General features: G+C 66.6%; 13 protein-coding genes. 6 read left to right on the top strand and 7 right to left on the bottom strand.

Translation table 11 applies throughout. The features are described 5' to 3' along the window. Positions 1-465 (top strand): dCTP deaminase (dcd, locus tag Q0D93_RS12975; RefSeq protein WP_294395086.1); only part of this gene is annotated, 465 nt, incomplete at its 5' end. A 192-nt stretch (positions 466-657) separates the two neighbouring features. Here dcd and Q0D93_RS12980 read toward each other — a convergent pair. The 4 genes from Q0D93_RS12980 to dnaK form a co-directional block, all read right to left on the bottom strand. Next, positions 658-2,301, bottom strand: a complete 1,644-nt coding sequence (locus Q0D93_RS12980; protein ID WP_294395141.1) for an alkaline phosphatase family protein — start codon at positions 2,299-2,301, stop codon at positions 658-660. A 105-nt stretch (positions 2,302-2,406) separates the two neighbouring features. After that, positions 2,407-4,656, bottom strand: coding sequence for a ribonuclease R (gene rnr, locus Q0D93_RS12985; protein ID WP_294395142.1), 2,250 nt, complete (start codon positions 4,654-4,656; stop codon positions 2,407-2,409). Positions 4,657-5,420: 764 nt separating this feature from the next. Next, the gene (dnaJ, locus tag Q0D93_RS12990; RefSeq protein ID WP_294395088.1) at positions 5,421-6,551 is read right to left on the bottom strand and encodes a molecular chaperone DnaJ; all 1,131 of its coding nucleotides are present in this window, start codon (positions 6,549-6,551) and stop codon (positions 5,421-5,423) included. 57 nt (positions 6,552-6,608) lie between these two features. Continuing rightward, positions 6,609-8,510 carry a molecular chaperone DnaK gene (dnaK, locus tag Q0D93_RS12995; RefSeq protein WP_294395090.1) on the bottom strand — a complete coding sequence of 634 codons (1,902 nt, stop codon included), beginning with the start codon at positions 8,508-8,510 and terminating at the stop codon, positions 6,609-6,611. 172 nt (positions 8,511-8,682) lie between these two features. Here dnaK and Q0D93_RS13000 point away from each other — a divergent pair, with 172 nt between their 5' ends. Together Q0D93_RS13000 and Q0D93_RS13005 are read left to right on the top strand one after the other, a co-directional pair. Next, positions 8,683-9,126 carry a copper chaperone PCu(A)C gene (locus Q0D93_RS13000; RefSeq protein WP_294395092.1) on the top strand — a complete coding sequence of 148 codons (444 nt, stop codon included), beginning with the start codon at positions 8,683-8,685 and terminating at the stop codon, positions 9,124-9,126. A 53-nt stretch (positions 9,127-9,179) separates the two neighbouring features. Further along, positions 9,180-9,590: a vgr related protein gene (locus Q0D93_RS13005; protein ID WP_294395094.1), complete on the top strand. Its 411-nt coding sequence runs from the start codon at positions 9,180-9,182 to the stop codon at positions 9,588-9,590. 133 nt (positions 9,591-9,723) lie between these two features. On the opposite strand, the gene grpE is transcribed toward Q0D93_RS13005, so the two are convergent. Continuing rightward, the gene (gene grpE, locus Q0D93_RS13010) at positions 9,724-10,287 is read right to left on the bottom strand and encodes a nucleotide exchange factor GrpE (RefSeq protein WP_294395098.1); all 564 of its coding nucleotides are present in this window, start codon (positions 10,285-10,287) and stop codon (positions 9,724-9,726) included. After that, positions 10,284-11,318: a heat-inducible transcriptional repressor HrcA gene (gene hrcA, locus Q0D93_RS13015; protein ID WP_294395099.1), complete on the bottom strand. Its 1,035-nt coding sequence runs from the start codon at positions 11,316-11,318 to the stop codon at positions 10,284-10,286. The genes grpE and hrcA overlap by 4 nt, the downstream gene beginning before the upstream one ends. Before the next feature lie 126 nt (positions 11,319-11,444). Between hrcA and rph the strand changes: the two genes are divergently transcribed. Both rph and rdgB read left to right on the top strand, forming a co-directional pair. Further along, on the top strand, positions 11,445-12,161 hold the full coding sequence (gene rph / locus Q0D93_RS13020; RefSeq protein ID WP_294395101.1) for a ribonuclease PH: 717 nt from the start codon (positions 11,445-11,447) through the stop codon (positions 12,159-12,161). A 50-nt stretch (positions 12,162-12,211) separates the two neighbouring features. Next, a complete protein-coding gene (rdgB, locus tag Q0D93_RS13025) occupies positions 12,212-12,805 on the top strand; it encodes an RdgB/HAM1 family non-canonical purine NTP pyrophosphatase (RefSeq protein WP_294395144.1) in 594 nt (197 codons plus the stop codon). A gap of 12 nt (positions 12,806-12,817) precedes the next feature. Here the strand turns inward: rdgB and Q0D93_RS13030 are convergent, their stop codons facing one another. Continuing rightward, positions 12,818-13,873, bottom strand: coding sequence for a glycosyltransferase family 61 protein (locus Q0D93_RS13030; protein WP_294395102.1), 1,056 nt, complete (start codon positions 13,871-13,873; stop codon positions 12,818-12,820). A gap of 307 nt (positions 13,874-14,180) precedes the next feature. Here Q0D93_RS13030 and Q0D93_RS13035 point away from each other — a divergent pair, with 307 nt between their 5' ends. After that, positions 14,181-15,338, top strand: coding sequence for a glycosyltransferase (locus Q0D93_RS13035; RefSeq protein WP_294395104.1), 1,158 nt, complete (start codon positions 14,181-14,183; stop codon positions 15,336-15,338). Positions 15,339-15,344: the final 6 nt, after the last annotated feature.

Genomic DNA, 15,344 nt, shown 5'->3' on the forward strand with positions numbered 1-15,344 from the left:
TGCATCAGCTACGGCCTGTCCTCCTACGGCTATGACGCGCGCGTGGCGGACGAGTTCAAGATCTTCACCAACGTCGACAATGCGGTGGTCGACCCCAAGGATTTCGCCGCCAACAGCTTCGTCGATCGCAAGACCGACGTGTGCATCATCCCGCCCAACAGCTTCGCGCTGGCCCGCACGGTGGAATATTTCCGCGTGCCCCGCGACGTGCTGGTGATCTGTCTCGGCAAGTCGACCTATGCGCGTTGCGGCATCATCGTGAACGTGACGCCGCTGGAACCCGGCTGGGAGGGCCACGTGACGCTGGAATTTTCCAACACCACGCCGCTGCCGGCCAAGATCTACGCCAATGAAGGCGCCTGCCAGTTCCTGTTCCTGAAGGGCGACGAGCCGTGCGAGGTCAGCTATGCCGACCGCGCCGGCAAATATATGGCGCAGCGCGGGGTCACGCTTCCCCGCCTGTGAAGCTGCCTTCGGGCGGCTGGCGATCGCCGGTCAGGGGCGCATGGGGACAGGGTGGAAGGCCGGAAGCTCCTGCCCGCTCATCCAAGCACCTCCGTGCTCTCGCGAAAGCGAGAGCCCAGAAACCCGGACCATTGTGGCCCGGGGTTCCGGGGTTCGACTCCGTACATCCAGCCGGGACGATAGCCGGTCAGGTCAGCGGCACTCGCCCGCTACCTGTGGCAGGCACTTGCCGTCGACCTGCGGCACCGGAACCCCGGTGATTGCCGCCAGCGTCGGCGCGATGTCCACCGTCTCCACCGGCTCGCTCCGCTGATCGGGCGTCACGCCGCGCCACCAGAACAGCATCGGCACCTGCCGGTCATAATCCCATGGCGATCCATGCCCCGCCACGCTGGCGGTCGGTGTCGCGGGTATGCCGAAGCTGGCATGCGGCTTGAAGGCGATGAAGATATCGCCGCTCCGATCGGGGACGAAGCTTTCGTTGAACCGCTCCAGCAGCGTCAGGTCGGTCACCGGCTTGCCCTTTGGCGGCACGGCGGCCGCGACCTCCGCTCGTGTATAGGCCGCTGCCACCTCGGGGCGCGTCTTCAACCAGGCGATGGCGGCCTGCTCGGTCCGCGTGAAGTCGGCCGATCCGGGCGCCGCCTTGATGTAGATCTGCTGGATGTCGCTGGCCGATACGGGATCGGCGATACCCAGCGTCCCGCTCAACGCGGGCACCATCGCCTTGCGGAAGGCGCCGCTGTCCAGGCGATAGGCATCCGGGAAGCGCGCCTTGGCCCGCTCGGCGGCATCGAACCCGCCATGATCCGCGCTCAACACTACCACATAAGGCACGTGCAACCCGTCCAATTGCGCGAACAAGGCCCCCAGCGTCCGGTCGAGCGCCGCCACCTGCGCGCATTCCTCCGGCCCGCCATTGCCGTAGCGATGGCCGATCGAGTCGGTGGCGGAGAAACTGAGCGCCAGCAGGTCGGTCGCCGGCCCCTTGCCCAGGCGGCGCTGCCTGGCGACCCGACGTGCGAAGTCCAGCACCAGCGTGTCGAGCATCGGCGAGGCGCGCAACTGATCCTGGAAGCCGGTGGTGGAGAGATAATCGGGCGCGCGCATCGCCGCGCTCGCCTGATCCGGCGGGATCCGGCCCGAGCGCGTGATGCGACCGAACGTCTCCTGCTTCATCAGCGACTGGCATACCGCCGGGCTGCCGGCCGGCCAGAGCTGCGGCGCGTGCCTGCTCCAGTCCTTCATCATCCCGGCATTGAATCGGTCCGCAGGGTCGGTCACTTCGGGCGTTGCCGGGCCGGCATAGGATGAGGTGGTGAACCCCTTCCCGTCCTGCCACCAGTAAACGGCGTCCACCTTGTGCCCGCCCATCATGATTGCCGCGCGGTCCTTGCCGGAGATGGAGACGACGCGGGCGCCGGGTTCCGCCTGCTTCAGCCATTCACCGAACGTGCTGGCGCGCAGATTCTGCGGTCCACGCGCATCCTTGTCGGCGCCGGGCACGGTGACGCAATAGACCTCCGACCAGTTCTGCCGCTCCGTCCAGTCGTTGGCCGGAATGCCGGTGCCGGAAGGATGGCGCCCGGTCAGCAGGGTCGAGTGACCGGGACAGGTCTCTGTCCCGCCATGGCTCTGGTAACCGGTGAAGGTGATGCCGTCGGACAGGCGCTTGAGGCCCTGGGCGTAGGTCGAGCGATAGCGGCCGAACAATTCCGCCGAGAACTGGTCGATCGAGATCGCCACCACCAGCTTCGGCCGGGGCGGGATCGCCGCCGGGGACGTACTCGCCAGCGCGCCGGCCACCAGCGCGCTGAAACCCATCGAAAATCGCATCACGTCGCCTCCTGCGCCGCTCCGGTGGAGGCAGCATGTGACATGCCGATGACGCCGCACACGGTTCACCGCAAGCCTCCTTGCTTCCAATCCTGCCCGGGAGCTTTACCGCCGCCGCTTGTTGCTGTGCCGGATATTGGCCGGACGGCCGCGCCGGTTGATGACACGATCCTTGCGCACCTGCCGTGGCGAAGTGCGGCCCTGCTCCTCGCCACCCTCCACCTCGAAACGCAGCGCCCCCGAAATCGGATTGGCCTCCACCAGCCTCAGCTTCAGCGTCATGCCCGAGGCATACCGCGTGCCGCTCTCCTCGCCCTCCAGCGTCTGGGACGCTTCGTCATAGCGGAAATATTCGCGGCCGAGGGTGGAGACGGGCACCAGCCCATCGCCCCCCAGCCCCACCACCGTGGCGAAGAAGCCGAACGCCTGCACGCCCGTGATGCGCGTATCCACCAACTCCCCGACCTGGGTCGAGAGATAGGCGGCGACATAGCGGTCGATCGTGTCCCGTTCCGCCTCCATCGCCCGGCGCTCGGCCGCGCTGATCGCCTCGCCGATGCGGGTCATGTTCTCGGCATCCGCCATCGGCAGCGCGGTCTGCTTGGACTGCGGATCGAGGTGATGGGCGCCGACCAGCGAACGGTGCACCAGCAGGTCGGCATAGCGCCGGATCGGGCTGGTGAAATGGGCATAGCTGCCCAGCGACAGGCCGAAATGGCCGGCATTGGTCGGCGCGTAATAAGCCTGCGTCTGGGTGCGCAGCACCTGCTCCATGATCTGCGGCCGCTCGTCCCGCTCCCCGACAGTGTCGAGCAGGCGGTTGAAGGTGGCGGGGCGGATCACCTGCCCCATGGCGAAGCTGATCCCGAACGTGTCGAGATACTCCTTCAACGCCACCAGTTTCTCGCGGCTCGGCGGTTCGTGGACGCGGTACATGACCGGCGCCTTCTTGGCCTCCAACGCCTTGGCTGCGGCGACGTTGGCGGCGATCATAAAGTCCTCGATCAGCCGGTGCGCATCAAGCCGTTCGCGCGGGGCGACCGAGAGGATGCGCCCATTTTCATCCAGCATGACGCGCCGTTCCGGCAGGTCGAGGTCGAGCGGCTCGCGCTTGTCCCGCGACTTGGCCAGCGCGGCCCAGGCCGCCCATAACGGCTTGAGCGCATCCTGGACCAAAGCCGGGTCCACCCCTGTCTCGCGCCCGTCGATCGCCGCCTGCGCATCCTCATAGGCGATGTTCGCCGCTACCCGGATCACCGCGCGGGTGAACCGCCAGGAGGTCATCGCCCCCTTTGCATCCAGCACCATGTGGCACACCAAAGCGGCGCGATCCTGACCCTGCTTCAAGGAGCAGATGTCAGCCGACAATTCCTCCGGCAGCATCGGCACGACCCGGTCCGGGAAATAGACGCTGTTGCCGCGCCGCCGTGCTTCCCGGTCGAGATCCGATCCCGGCCGCACATAGAAGCTGACATCCGCGATCGCGATGATGGCCTTGAAGCCGCCGGCATTGGCGGGGTCCTCGTCCGCCGCTGCCCACACCGCATCGTCATGGTCGCGCGCATCGGCGGGGTCGATCGCCACGATCGGCAGGTGGCGCAGATCCTCCCGTCCCTCGCCGAGCGGCTGCTTGGCGACGCGTTCGGCCTCCGCGATGGTCTCTTCGTTGAAGCGGTCGGGGATGCCATGCTTGTGGATCGCGATCAGGCTGAAGCTGCGCGGGGCGAACGGCTCGCCAAGTCGCTCAACCACGCGGGCCATGATGCGCGGCGGCCGTCCGGCCTTTTCCGCCAGCACCAGGTCTCCGGCCACCGCCTCGCCCGCGTCCGACACGGGCAGTTCACGCCGTTCGCGTTTGTCGACGGGTTTCAACCACAGGCGGCTGCCCTCTTCGTGGAGGACGCCCAGCACCTGCTCCTCGCCACGCGCAAGCCGCTTCATCGGATGCGCGACCCAGCCCTTTCCGGCCTCCTCCGTTCGCGCCAGCATGCGGTCGCCCACGCCCAGCGCGCTGCCCTTGCGGCTGCGCTCCATCACCCGCAGCTTCGGCGGCGGCCCGTCGGCCTGCCAGCTTTCGGGCACGGCATAGGCCTGCCCGCTATCGTCCACATCGACGATGCGCAGCACCGTGACCTTCGGTACGCCCCCCATCTTGTGAAAGGCGCGGCCGGGGGCGCTGTCGATCAGGCCTTCATCGGCCATGTCCTTCAGCAGGGCCTTGAGCTGGATCTTCTCATTGCCGTGCAGGCCGAACGCCTTGGCAATCTCCCGTTTGCCGGCGGGTGTCGGGCTGGCGGCGATGAAATCCAGGATCTGCTGATGGCTGGGCAAGCCGGGTGTGGGACGACGGGGCATCGCGCAGACATAGGGTGCCCGCGTCACAAAGCAAAACCATCAACGATAGTGAAGTGCTGACCTGTCTGTCAGGCAGGCCCATGTCGGTGAAGCCCAACCTTTACGGTCGGAGAATGCCATGCGGGATCCGACCATCACCCACGGTACGTTCGTATCGAACACCACATTACCGGTGCACCGGGCCGGGTTTATCAGGCATTTGCCGATCCGGATCAGAAACGCCGCTGCTGTGCGGAGGGACCGCAGCATGAGGTGGACGAGTTCAGAACCTGCCTGGAACCTGAAGTCGCTGAACGCCTCCGTCATACATTTCAGATAACGCTCTCTTTCAATGATTTACGACCAGCAATGAAGACCGTGTGATCGATTGCGCCACCAACCGGAGGATCGTCTCCCGCTCACCGGTGCGCTTCGGCGAGATGCTGGCGCAAGATGGCTGAGTACCTGGCCGAGATCGACCGCCCGTTCGATGCCTTGCGGGACGCCACTTGTCGCAGATCGTGGACCTTTTGGTTCAGGGCCCCGCCCCGGTCACCATGCTCGCCGCCCACTTGATATTACGGTAACGGCTGTGGCGCAGCATCGTCGCGTGCTGGAACGGAGCGTGATCGTCTCCAACCGAGAAAGGTCGGCCGGGGCCGCACCTGCCGCCTTGAGGATCACGGCCTGATCGCGTTGCGGAACCCGGCGGACAGCCGCCGGTCGCGCCGGAGGCGGCGGATCGGTCGACTGCTGGAGTAAGGAGCAGGTGCGTCGGCGCGGCCTCAATCCGCGCCCAGCATTCCCTTCAACCGGCTGAAGAAGCCGCTCGCCTCCGGGCATTCCTCGCCGGTCTCGGTGGAGCGGAACTCCTCCAACAGCTCTTTCTGGCGCGCCGTCAGCTTGGTCGGCGTTTCCACATCGATCTGGATCACCAGGTCGCCCTGCCCGCGCCCGTTCAGCACCGGCATACCCGCGCCCCGCTGGCGCAATTGCTTGCCGGACTGGATGCCGGCCGGGATACGGATTTCGTGCGCTTCGCCGTCCAGGCCGGGAACGGTGATCGACCCACCCAGTGCGGCCGTCGAGAAGCTGATCGGCGCACGGGCGAACAGGGCCGTGCCCTCACGCTGGAACAACGAATGTGGCCGCACGTGCAGGAAGATGTAGAGGTCGCCGGCCGGCCCGCCGCGCGCACCCGCCTCGCCTTCGCCGGTCATCCGGATGCGCGTGCCTTCGTCCACGCCGCGCGGGATCTTGACCTCCAGCGTCTTGGACCGTTCCACGCGGCCCTCGCCCCGGCATTCGCCGCAGGGCTCGGCAATCACCTCGCCCCGGCCGTGACAGGTCGGGCAGGTCCGCTCCACCACGAAAAAGCCCTGCTGCGCGCGTACCTTGCCGTGACCGTGGCAGGTCGGGCAGCCCCGCGCCGACGTGCCGGGCTTCGCGCCCGATCCCTCGCAGACGGTGCATTGCGCGGCAACATCGACGCGGATGGTCTCGTCCTTGCCATGGAACGCGTCTTCCAGGCTGATTTCCAGGTCGTAGCGCAGGTCGGCGCCGCGCTGCACCGACGATCCGCCACGCTGACGGCCCCCACCGCCCATGAACTCGCCAAAGATATTCTCGAAGATATCCGAGAAACCTTCAAAACCCTGGGCGTGGCCGCCGCCACCACCGCCGCTACCCTGCTGAAAGGCAGCATGACCGCAACGGTCGTAGGCGGCCCGCTTCTGCGGGTCTTTTAAGATGTCATAGGCTTGGCTAACGGCCTTGAAACGCTCCTCGGACACAGTGCAGCCCGGATTGCGATCGGGGTGGCACTCCATCGCGATGCGCCGATAAGACGACTTGATCGTCCGGTCGTCGGCCGTGCGCTCTACCTGGAGCAGTTCGTAATAATCGGTGTCAGCCATCGAATATCCACAATGTGAGCCCCTCTCCCGTCAAAGGGAAAGGGGCTCCACAGGTGCTTACTTGGTGTCGTCGACCTCGGAGAATTCGGCGTCGACCACGTCATCATTCTTGGCCTCGCCGGCACCGCCCGCGGCGGCCTGCGCCCCCGCAGCCTGCTCCTGCTCGTAAATGGCCTGTCCCATCTTCATGGCGACTTGCGCCAGCGCCTGGGTCTTCTCGGTCATCTGCTCGGGATCGTTGCTGTCGATCGCGCCGCGCACGGCCACGATCGCGCTCTCGATCTCGGACTTCAGGCCGGCATCGACCTTGTCGCCATGCTCGCGCAGCTGGCTCTCGGTCGAATGGACCAGGCTCTCGGCATTGTTCTTGGCTTCGGCCGAAGCACGACGCTTCTTGTCCTCTTCCGCGAACGCCTCGGCATCCTTGACCATCTTGTCAATATCGGCGTCGTTCAGGCCGCCCGATGCCTGGATCTTGATCTGCTGCTCCTTGCCCGTGCCCTTGTCCTTGGCGGACACGTTCACGATGCCGTTCGCGTCGATGTCGAACGTCACCTCGATCTGCGGCACGCCGCGTGGAGCCGGCGGAATGCCGATCAGGTCGAACTGACCCAGCATCTTGTTGTCCTGCGCCATCTCGCGCTCGCCCTGGAAGACGCGGATCGTGACGGCGTTCTGATTATCGTCCGCGGTCGAGTAGGTCTGCGACTTCTTGGTCGGGATCGTCGTGTTGCGGTCGATCATCTTGGTCATGATGCCGCCCAGCGTCTCGATGCCCAGCGACAAAGGCGTCACGTCGAGCAGCAGCACGTCCTTGACGTCGCCCTGCAGCACGCCGGCCTGCACCGCCGCGCCGATCGCCACCACCTCATCGGGGTTGACGCCGGTATGCGGTTCCTTGCCGAAGAACTGCTTCACGGCCTCGCGCACCTTGGGCATGCGGGTCATGCCGCCGACCAGCACGACTTCGTCGATCTGATCCGCCTTCAGACCCGCATCGACCAGCGCCTTGCGCATCGGTTCGATCGTGCGCCTGATCAGCTCCTCGACCAGACGCTCCAGGTCGGTGCGGCTGATCGACTTGACCAGGTGCTTCGGACCGGTCGCGTCGGCGGTGATGAAGGGCAGGTTGACCTCGGTCGTCTGTGCCGACGACAGCTCGATCTTGGCCTTTTCGGCCGCTTCCTTCAGACGCTGGAGAGCGAGGCGATCCTTGGTGAGGTCGATCCCCTCCGCCTTCTGGAAATCGGAGGCGAGATATTCGACCAGCTTGGCGTCGAAATCCTCGCCGCCCAGGAAGGTGTCGCCGTTGGTTGACTTCACCTCGAACACGCCGTCGCCGATCTCCAGCACGGACACGTCGAACGTGCCGCCGCCGAGGTCATAGACCGCGATCGTCTTGTTGGTGTCCTTCTCAAGCCCATAGGCAAGCGCGGCTGCCGTCGGCTCGTTGATGATGCGCAGCACCTCAAGACCCGCAATCTGGCCGGCGTCCTTGGTCGCCTGGCGCTGCGCGTCGTTGAAGTAGGCCGGAACCGTGATGACCGCCTGGGTCACCGTCTCGCCAAGGTACGCCTCGGCGGTTTCCTTCATCTTCTGGAGCGTGAAGGCCGAAATCTGCGACGGCGAATAATCCTTGCCGCCCGCCTGGACCCACGCATCGCCATTCTGGCCGCGCACGATGTCGTACGGAACCAGCTCCGTGTCGCGCTTGGTGACGGGATCGTCGAAGCGGCGGCCGATCAGGCGCTTCACCGCGAAGATGGTGTTGTCGGGATTGGTGACCGCCTGGCGCTTGGCCGGCTGGCCGATCAGTCGCTCCCCATCCTTGGCGAAGGCGACGATCGAGGGCGTCGTGCGCGCACCCTCCGCATTCTCGATCACCTTGGGCTTGCCGCCTTCCATGACGGCGACGCAGCTGTTGGTCGTGCCCAGGTCGATGCCGATGACTTTGGCCATTGTGTTCCTCTTGCTACCCTGTTCGGCGCCCTTCGGCGCGCCCCCTCAACAGGCTGACGCGTTCCCCCGAATGGCGGATTGTGCTAGCGATATAGGGAGGCGAAACGATGCCGCAAGAAGCGCATGTGCGTAGCCATCGACATGGCGCCGCTTATCGTGGGAAAGGACGACAATGACGCTTCGCCCCGCCTTGCTTGCACCGCTTCTGCTGCTGGCGGCGTGCGATCGCGGCCCGGCCGACCCGCGCGTGACGCAGGCGTGGATCCGCCTGCCGGCCGTGCCGGGACAGCCGGCGGCCGCTTACTTCACCATCCATGGCGGGCGGCGGGACGATGCGTTGGTGGAGGTGGCCAGCGCGCTCGGTCCCCGCATCGAATTGCACGCCAGCATGGCGGGCGGACAGGGCATGACCACCATGAAGCCGCTCGACATGGTCGATGTGCCGGCACGGGGTACGATCACCTTCGCGCCCGCGGTACGGCACGCCATGGTCTACGGCCTGGACACGGCGGTTGCGCCCGGCACCGCCGTCCCCCTCCGCTTCGGGTTCAGGAGCGGTGGCGTGGCGGAGGCGGAGGCGAAAACCGTCGCCGCCGGCGCGGATGCACCCTATTGATCGGCCGCTGGCAGCGCGATCCCGGTCGTGCCTTGACATCAGGCGAGCGGGGCATGGCGCGGGACATGTTCGGGACGGCGCTCGACCTCGATCCCGTTCGGGTGCATCGCCGCGCATGGTGGCCATTCCAGCCACGCAATGTGGTGATGGCGCCGGATGGCCATATCTGGTTCCATCCCGACGGCGGCCTGTGGCGCGATGATTATGCCGTCGCCCCGCTGCGGCTCCAGGCCCTGTTCGTACATGAGCTGACGCATGTGTGGCAGCATCAGCGCGGGCTGTTCCTGCCGCTCCGCCGGCACCCCTTCTGCCGCTACGCATACCGCCTCAAGGACGGGCGGATGCTTCGCCGCTATGGGATCGAGCAGCAGGCGATGATCGTGGAGCATGCCTTTCTGGCGAAGCGACGCGGCCAAGCTGCGCCGCAGCTTGCGGCTTTGCTGACCGAGGCGGGTCTGGGGTGAGCCCGCGTGCTTCCGCCAGAAGTGCGGAGCTTCGCCGGGAGAGAGATGGGCCCCTGCCTTCGCAGGGGCGACGGGTTGTTGGATCGTGGGGGAGGACGCCGTGGCGAGAGTCTTCACGCCACGGCGTTGCGCCTCATGCGCTGGCGTTGACGCCGGGGGTCTCGCCCGCCTTCGCCACGCCGACCAAGGCCGGACGCAGCAGACGTTCCTTGATCATGTAGCCGGCCTGCATTTCCTGCACGATCGTGCCCGGCTCCTGGTCGCTCGGCAGCTCGATCATCGCCTGATGCTTGTTGGGGTCGAGCTTCGCGCCAAGGCTGTCGATCCTGGTGATGCCGTTGCGCTGGAACACATTGTCCAGCTCCTTGGCAGTCATCTCAAGGCCGGTGACAAGCGCCTTGGTGCCCTCTTCCTCGCGCATCGCCGGCGGGATCGCCGCCAGCGCGCGGGTGAGGTTGTCGGCCACCGACAGCATGTCGCGGGCAAAGCCGGTCGCGGCATAGGCACGGGCATCGGCCGCATCCTTTTCCATCCGGCGGCGGACATTCTGCGTCTCGGCCTGGGTGTAGAGCAATTGCTTGCGCAGATCCTCCAGTTCGGCCTTCAGCCCTTCGGCCGCATCATGCTCCGCCACCTCGGGCGCTTCCGCCGCGGTTTCGTCGCGCAGGTCTTCGGAGGCGGTCGTATCGTTGTTCATGCCATCAATCTCGTCAGGGTTTGTGCGGTGAAGTCCACCATGGGCACCACGCGCGCATAGTTCAACCGGGTCGGGCCGATAACCCCCACGACACCGACCACGCGCCCGTCGGCGGCATGATAGGGCGCGGCGATCACCGACGATCCCGACAACGCGAACAGCTTGTTTTCCGATCCGATGAAGATCTTCATCGCCCGCGCACCGCGCGCGCTGTCGAGCAGGCGGACGATTTCCTCCTTGCCCTCGATCTCGTCCAGCAACTGCCGCACCCGCTCCAGATCCTCCGCCGCCGTGGCGTCGATCAGATTGGCCGCGCCGCGCACGATCATCACCGGGCGGCGCGACCCATCCTCCGACCAGATGGCGAGCCCACGCCGCACCAGCCCCTGCGCGGCGGCATCCAGCGCCGATCGTCCCCGCGCAATCTCGTCGGCCAACCGCACCTGCGCCTCGCCCAGTGTCAGGCCCGACAGACGCGCGCTGATGTAGTTAGCGGCATCGTTGAGGGCGGACGGCCCGACGCCGGCGGGCAGGTCCACGACCCGGTTCTCCACCGTTCCGTCCGCGCCGACCAGCACCGCCACCGCACGCTCGTGATTGAGCGGCAGGAAGGAGAATTGCCGCAACACCGGCTCTCCGCGCGGCACCAGCACCAGTCCGGCGCAGGCGGACAGGCCGGACAGCACCTGACTGGTCGCGGCAAGCGCCTCCTCCAGCGGCCCGCGCGCCTGCGCCTCGATCACCGCCCGCTCCTGCTCCGACGGTTCGGCGGTCTGCATCATCGCGTCCACGAACAGGCGCAGTCCGCTCTCTGTCGGCATCCGCCCGGCGGAGGTGTGCGGTGCGGCCAGCAGGCCCATCTCCTCCAGGTCCTGCATCACGCTGCGGATCGAGGCGGGCGACAGGTTTAGCCCGCTGACCCGCGACAAGGTACGCGATCCGACCGGCATTCCGCTGTCGAGATAGCCTTCCACCACCAGCCGGAACACGTCGCGGGCGCGCGTGGTCATTTCGGGAATGGTCGCCATCATGCACCGGATCTAGTGCGTCGGGCCCCGCCGCTCAATCGTCCACGATGCGCCTGGTCGCGCGGGACGCGCCTTTGCAAAGCCCTCGCGCCTCAATATGAGCAAGGGCATATCATACAGGAGTTTGCCATGCGCCCCAGCGGCCGCGCCCCAGACGAAATGCGGGCGATCACCATCACGCCCGGCTACACCCGCCATGCCGAGGGATCATGCCTGATCGGCTTCGGCGAAACCAAGGTGCTGGTCACCGCCTCGATCGAGGAAAAGGTGCCGCCGTTCCTGCGCGGCAAGGGCCAGGGCTGGGTCACGGCGGAATATGGCATGTTGCCGCGCGCCACGCATACGCGCGGCAGCCGTGAGGCGGCCAAGGGCAAGCAGTCCGGCCGCACCCAGGAAATCCAGCGGCTTATCGGCCGCTCCTTGCGATCCGTCTGCGATCTGACGGCGCTGGGCGAACGCCAGATCACGCTCGACTGCGACGTCATCCAGGCAGACGGCGGCACCCGCACCGCCTCCATCTCGGGCGCGTGGGTGGCGCTGCGCATCGCGGTGGACGGATTGATGGCGAAGGGGCTGCTCGCCACGGATCCGATCAAGGCCCAGGTCGCGGCCGTGTCCTGCGGTATCTGGGAAGGCACGCCGGTGCTGGACCTCGATTATGTCGAGGACAGTTCCGCCCATGCCGACGCGAATTTCGTATTGCTGTCCGACGGCAACATCGCCGAGGCGCAGGCGACGGCCGAGGGCGCCACCTATGACGAGGAGGCGTTGCTGCGCCTGCTCCGCCTGGCGCGGATCGGCTGCAACGGCATCTTCGCCGCCCAGTCGAAGGCGACCGGGCGGTGACCATCGAGCTGATCGACGAGGAGCCGCCCGTGGTGCCGCATCGCAAGCTGATGCCCGGCAAGCTGGTGATCGCCAGTCACAATGAAGGCAAGGTGCGGGAAATCCGCGCCCTGCTCGAACCCTATGGGATCGAGCCGGTGTCCGCCGCCTCGCTCGACATACCGGAGCCGGCGGAGACGGGCACCAGCTTCGCCGCCAATTCGGAGCTGAAGGCGCGCTTCTCCGCCGACCTGTCCGGCATGGTCGCGCTGGCCGACGATAGCGGCCTGTGCGTCGACGCGCTGAACGGCGAGCCGGGCGTCTACACCGCCGACTGGGCGGAGACGCCAAACGGCCGCGACTGGGCGCTCGCCATGCAGAAGGTGGAGGACGCCATCCAGGCCAAGGGGCCGGACGCGGGCCGCGACGCCCGCTTCGTCAGCGTGCTCTCGCTCTGCTGGCCCGACGGCCATGTCGAAAGCTTCGAAGGCCGCGCCGAAGGCTCCCTCGCCTGGCCACCGCGCGGCAAGATCGGCTTCGGCTTCGATCCGGTGTTCGTGCCCCACGGCCACGACCGCACCTATGCCGAACTGTCCGCAGAGGAAAAGCACGCCATCAGCCACCGCGCCGAGGCGTTCGCGAAGCTTGTCGCGGCGGTGTTCTGATCGGCAGCCCGATCAGGCGCCTGCCGCAGTCTCCGCCAGGTCCATCGTCCGGAGCAACCGGTCGACAGGCATGGTGAAGCCGTTCTCGGCATCATCAGCCACCGCATAGGCCCAGTGGAAGCCGAGTGCGTCGGCATAAGGCTTCAACACCGCGTTGAACCGGCGGGGCGGCTGGATGGTCAGCGCCACGCCTCCCTTGCGCATGGTGTGGATGACGTGGCTCTGCGCCGACCCTTCCACCAGCACCACCGTGCGCGCGTGGGACAGGGTGGCGATCAGTGCGTCCACGGCCATCTGCTCGGGATCTATGATGGTGAAACCACGCTGGGCCAGAGCATCCTCGATCGCCTGCTGATTTGTCAGGACCCGCGCCGTGCCCATAGCGCCGCGCCGCATGAAGACATGCGACGGCCCTTCCGCCGGTCTGCGCGCGGCGATACGGCCACGCAGCGCCTGCAGCCGTTCCACCATGCCGTCGTTCAGGCCGACATCGTCGAACAGCCATAGATCGCCAACGGTCGCCTGACGAACCTTTGTCGCGTCGAGACCCAAAGCGGCGCGATAACCCGGCTCATGCGACCAGGCCCGACGCTCAAACGTCAGCGCCGGCAATCCCCTTTGCGCGGCGAGCTGCTCCATGAGCAGGGCGTCGCACAGCCAATGCCCGAAATAGCGTTCCGCAACCGACGATGTCGTAAGTGCCGCCTGCATGATATGCTCCATGGGGCCCGTGAGCACACGCCGGTAGTCCGTCTGCCGAAAGTTGGTATACCCGCCGCGATAATAGATGCGGCCGTCGGCCAGCAACACGTCCTTCAGGCGATAGGCCGTGGTCGCGCCATGGCGGCGGTCGCCCGCGGAGACACGGGACAATTCATGCTCCGGCGAGGTTTCGTGCTGGAACTGGATGACGCGGTCGAACTCGCCGGGAAGCGCGATCGCCGCGGGAGACGGGCGGACGATTGCGGGCGCAAGCTCGACCGTTTCGACGGCCACGTCGCGGGGCGATCGATTGCCGCCGAGGCGACCGGCGACGCGCGCCCAAAGCGGATCAATCCGTAGCAGCATCTTGCCCCCCAAATCCCAGCCGAACGACGCAGGCGCACAAACGCATGCCGACATCGCGCAATGCGGGTCAGCGCGGCTATGCCCATATCCCTATCGGCCCGCTGTCTCGTTGCCAATATGGTGCGAGCAGAGCTTCATGCTGCGTCGCCGCCAAAGCCCGTCGCCGCTGCTTGCCGCAACCGCACGGAGCCGCTAGCGCCCTTGCAGCACAGCAGACATTGCGAGGCGTGGACGTGACCGATGCAAAGCGGATTTGGGACATGAAGCATCCGCAATGCGGCGTTTATGCGCCTGCGGACTTGCTCCTGTGAAGCTGCTGTTTCTTCAGTCCGGCAATTATGCCGAAGCATGGACGCGCCTGCGCGATGGCGGCCCCGAGGATTATCGCGATCAGCGGGCATCGGTCGACGTGGTGTCCGCGCTGGCGGAACAGCATGACGTGCTGATCGTGTCCACCATGGGCGGCCCGTACCAGACAGAGCTCGCGCCCGGACTGCGGGCGATCGGCCTGGCTGAGGGCGAGGTGTGGCGCAGCGACGTGGTCGAGAAGCTGGCGGAGGCCGAGCGCCCGGACCTGATCTTCTGCCGCACCGTGCACCGGGGGTTGCTGGGCTGGGCGCGCCGTCACGACGTGCCCACCCTGGCAAGCTTTGCCGACCTGTTCGCCAATGACAGCCTTCGTGCGCTCTACCGGAACGCCAGGCTGGGTCTGCTGCTGCGCGGTCGCAATTTTCCCTGCGTCGCCAATCACAGCCTGAACGCCTCGCGCTCGCTGTCCCAGGCCTTGCTCTATCCCAAGAACCGCATCGTGCCGTGGGACTGGAGCCGCCTGCCGGTCGATCCACAACCCCGCACGTCCGTAACTGATCCGGCCAACCCTGTCCTGATGTTCGCCGGCATGCTGATCGAGACCAAGGGCGTGGGCGACTGCCTCCAGGCCGTGGCGTTGCTGCGTGACCAGGGTCGGCGAGTGACGCTGCGCCTTGCCGGCAAGGGCGACATCGACGGGTGGAAAGCCCGCGCGGCCGGTCTGGGCATCGCCGATCGGGTCGAGTTTCTCGGCCTCATCCCCCATGACGAGGTTCGGCGTCGCATGCGGGAAAGCGACATGGTGGTGGTGCCGTCGCACCATGCCTATGCGGAAGGGCTGCCCAACGTGATCTACGAGGCGCTGGCCACGCGAACCCCGCTGATCCTGTCCGACCATCCTTCCTTTGCGGGACGGCTGCGTGAGGGCGAGCAGTGCCTCACTTTCCCGGAGGGCGACGGTGCCGCGCTGGCAGGGTTGATCAGCCGCGTCACCGACGATGCCAAGCTATTCGCGACCCTGTCGCTGGCCGGCGCGGCCGCCCATGAACAGCTTTATGTCGGCATGAAATTGACGGCCCTGATGACCACCTTCATCGGCGATCCGCGCAACGAGACCGGCTGGGTGGCGCGGAACTCGCTTGCGGCACTGCGCTGAGAGGAA

Source organism: uncultured Sphingomonas sp., from assembly GCF_934560975.1.
Taxonomy (GTDB): domain Bacteria; phylum Pseudomonadota; class Alphaproteobacteria; order Sphingomonadales; family Sphingomonadaceae; genus Sphingomonas_I.

Bases quoted from the DNA above. Each gene is read 5' to 3' on its own strand.
- Q0D93_RS13005 (WP_294395094.1), top strand. From the start codon at position 9,180: ATGGCGCGGGACATGTTCGGGACGGCGCTCGACCTCGATCCCGTTCGG.
- Q0D93_RS12980 (WP_294395141.1), bottom strand. From the start codon at position 2,301: ATGCGATTTTCGATGGGTTTCAGCGCGCTGGTGGCCGGCGCGCTGGCG.
- dnaK (WP_294395090.1), bottom strand. From the start codon at position 8,510: ATGGCCAAAGTCATCGGCATCGACCTGGGCACGACCAACAGCTGCGTC.
- rnr (WP_294395142.1), bottom strand. From the start codon at position 4,656: ATGCCCCGTCGTCCCACACCCGGCTTGCCCAGCCATCAGCAGATCCTG.
- grpE (WP_294395098.1), bottom strand. From the start codon at position 10,287: ATGAACAACGATACGACCGCCTCCGAAGACCTGCGCGACGAAACCGCG.
- rph (WP_294395101.1), top strand. From the start codon at position 11,445: ATGCGCCCCAGCGGCCGCGCCCCAGACGAAATGCGGGCGATCACCATC.
- rdgB (WP_294395144.1), top strand. From the start codon at position 12,212: ATGCCCGGCAAGCTGGTGATCGCCAGTCACAATGAAGGCAAGGTGCGG.
- dnaJ (WP_294395088.1), bottom strand. From the start codon at position 6,551: ATGGCTGACACCGATTATTACGAACTGCTCCAGGTAGAGCGCACGGCC.
- hrcA (WP_294395099.1), bottom strand. From the start codon at position 11,318: ATGATGGCGACCATTCCCGAAATGACCACGCGCGCCCGCGACGTGTTC.
- Q0D93_RS13030 (WP_294395102.1), bottom strand. From the start codon at position 13,873: ATGCTGCTACGGATTGATCCGCTTTGGGCGCGCGTCGCCGGTCGCCTC.
- Q0D93_RS13000 (WP_294395092.1), top strand. From the start codon at position 8,683: ATGACGCTTCGCCCCGCCTTGCTTGCACCGCTTCTGCTGCTGGCGGCG.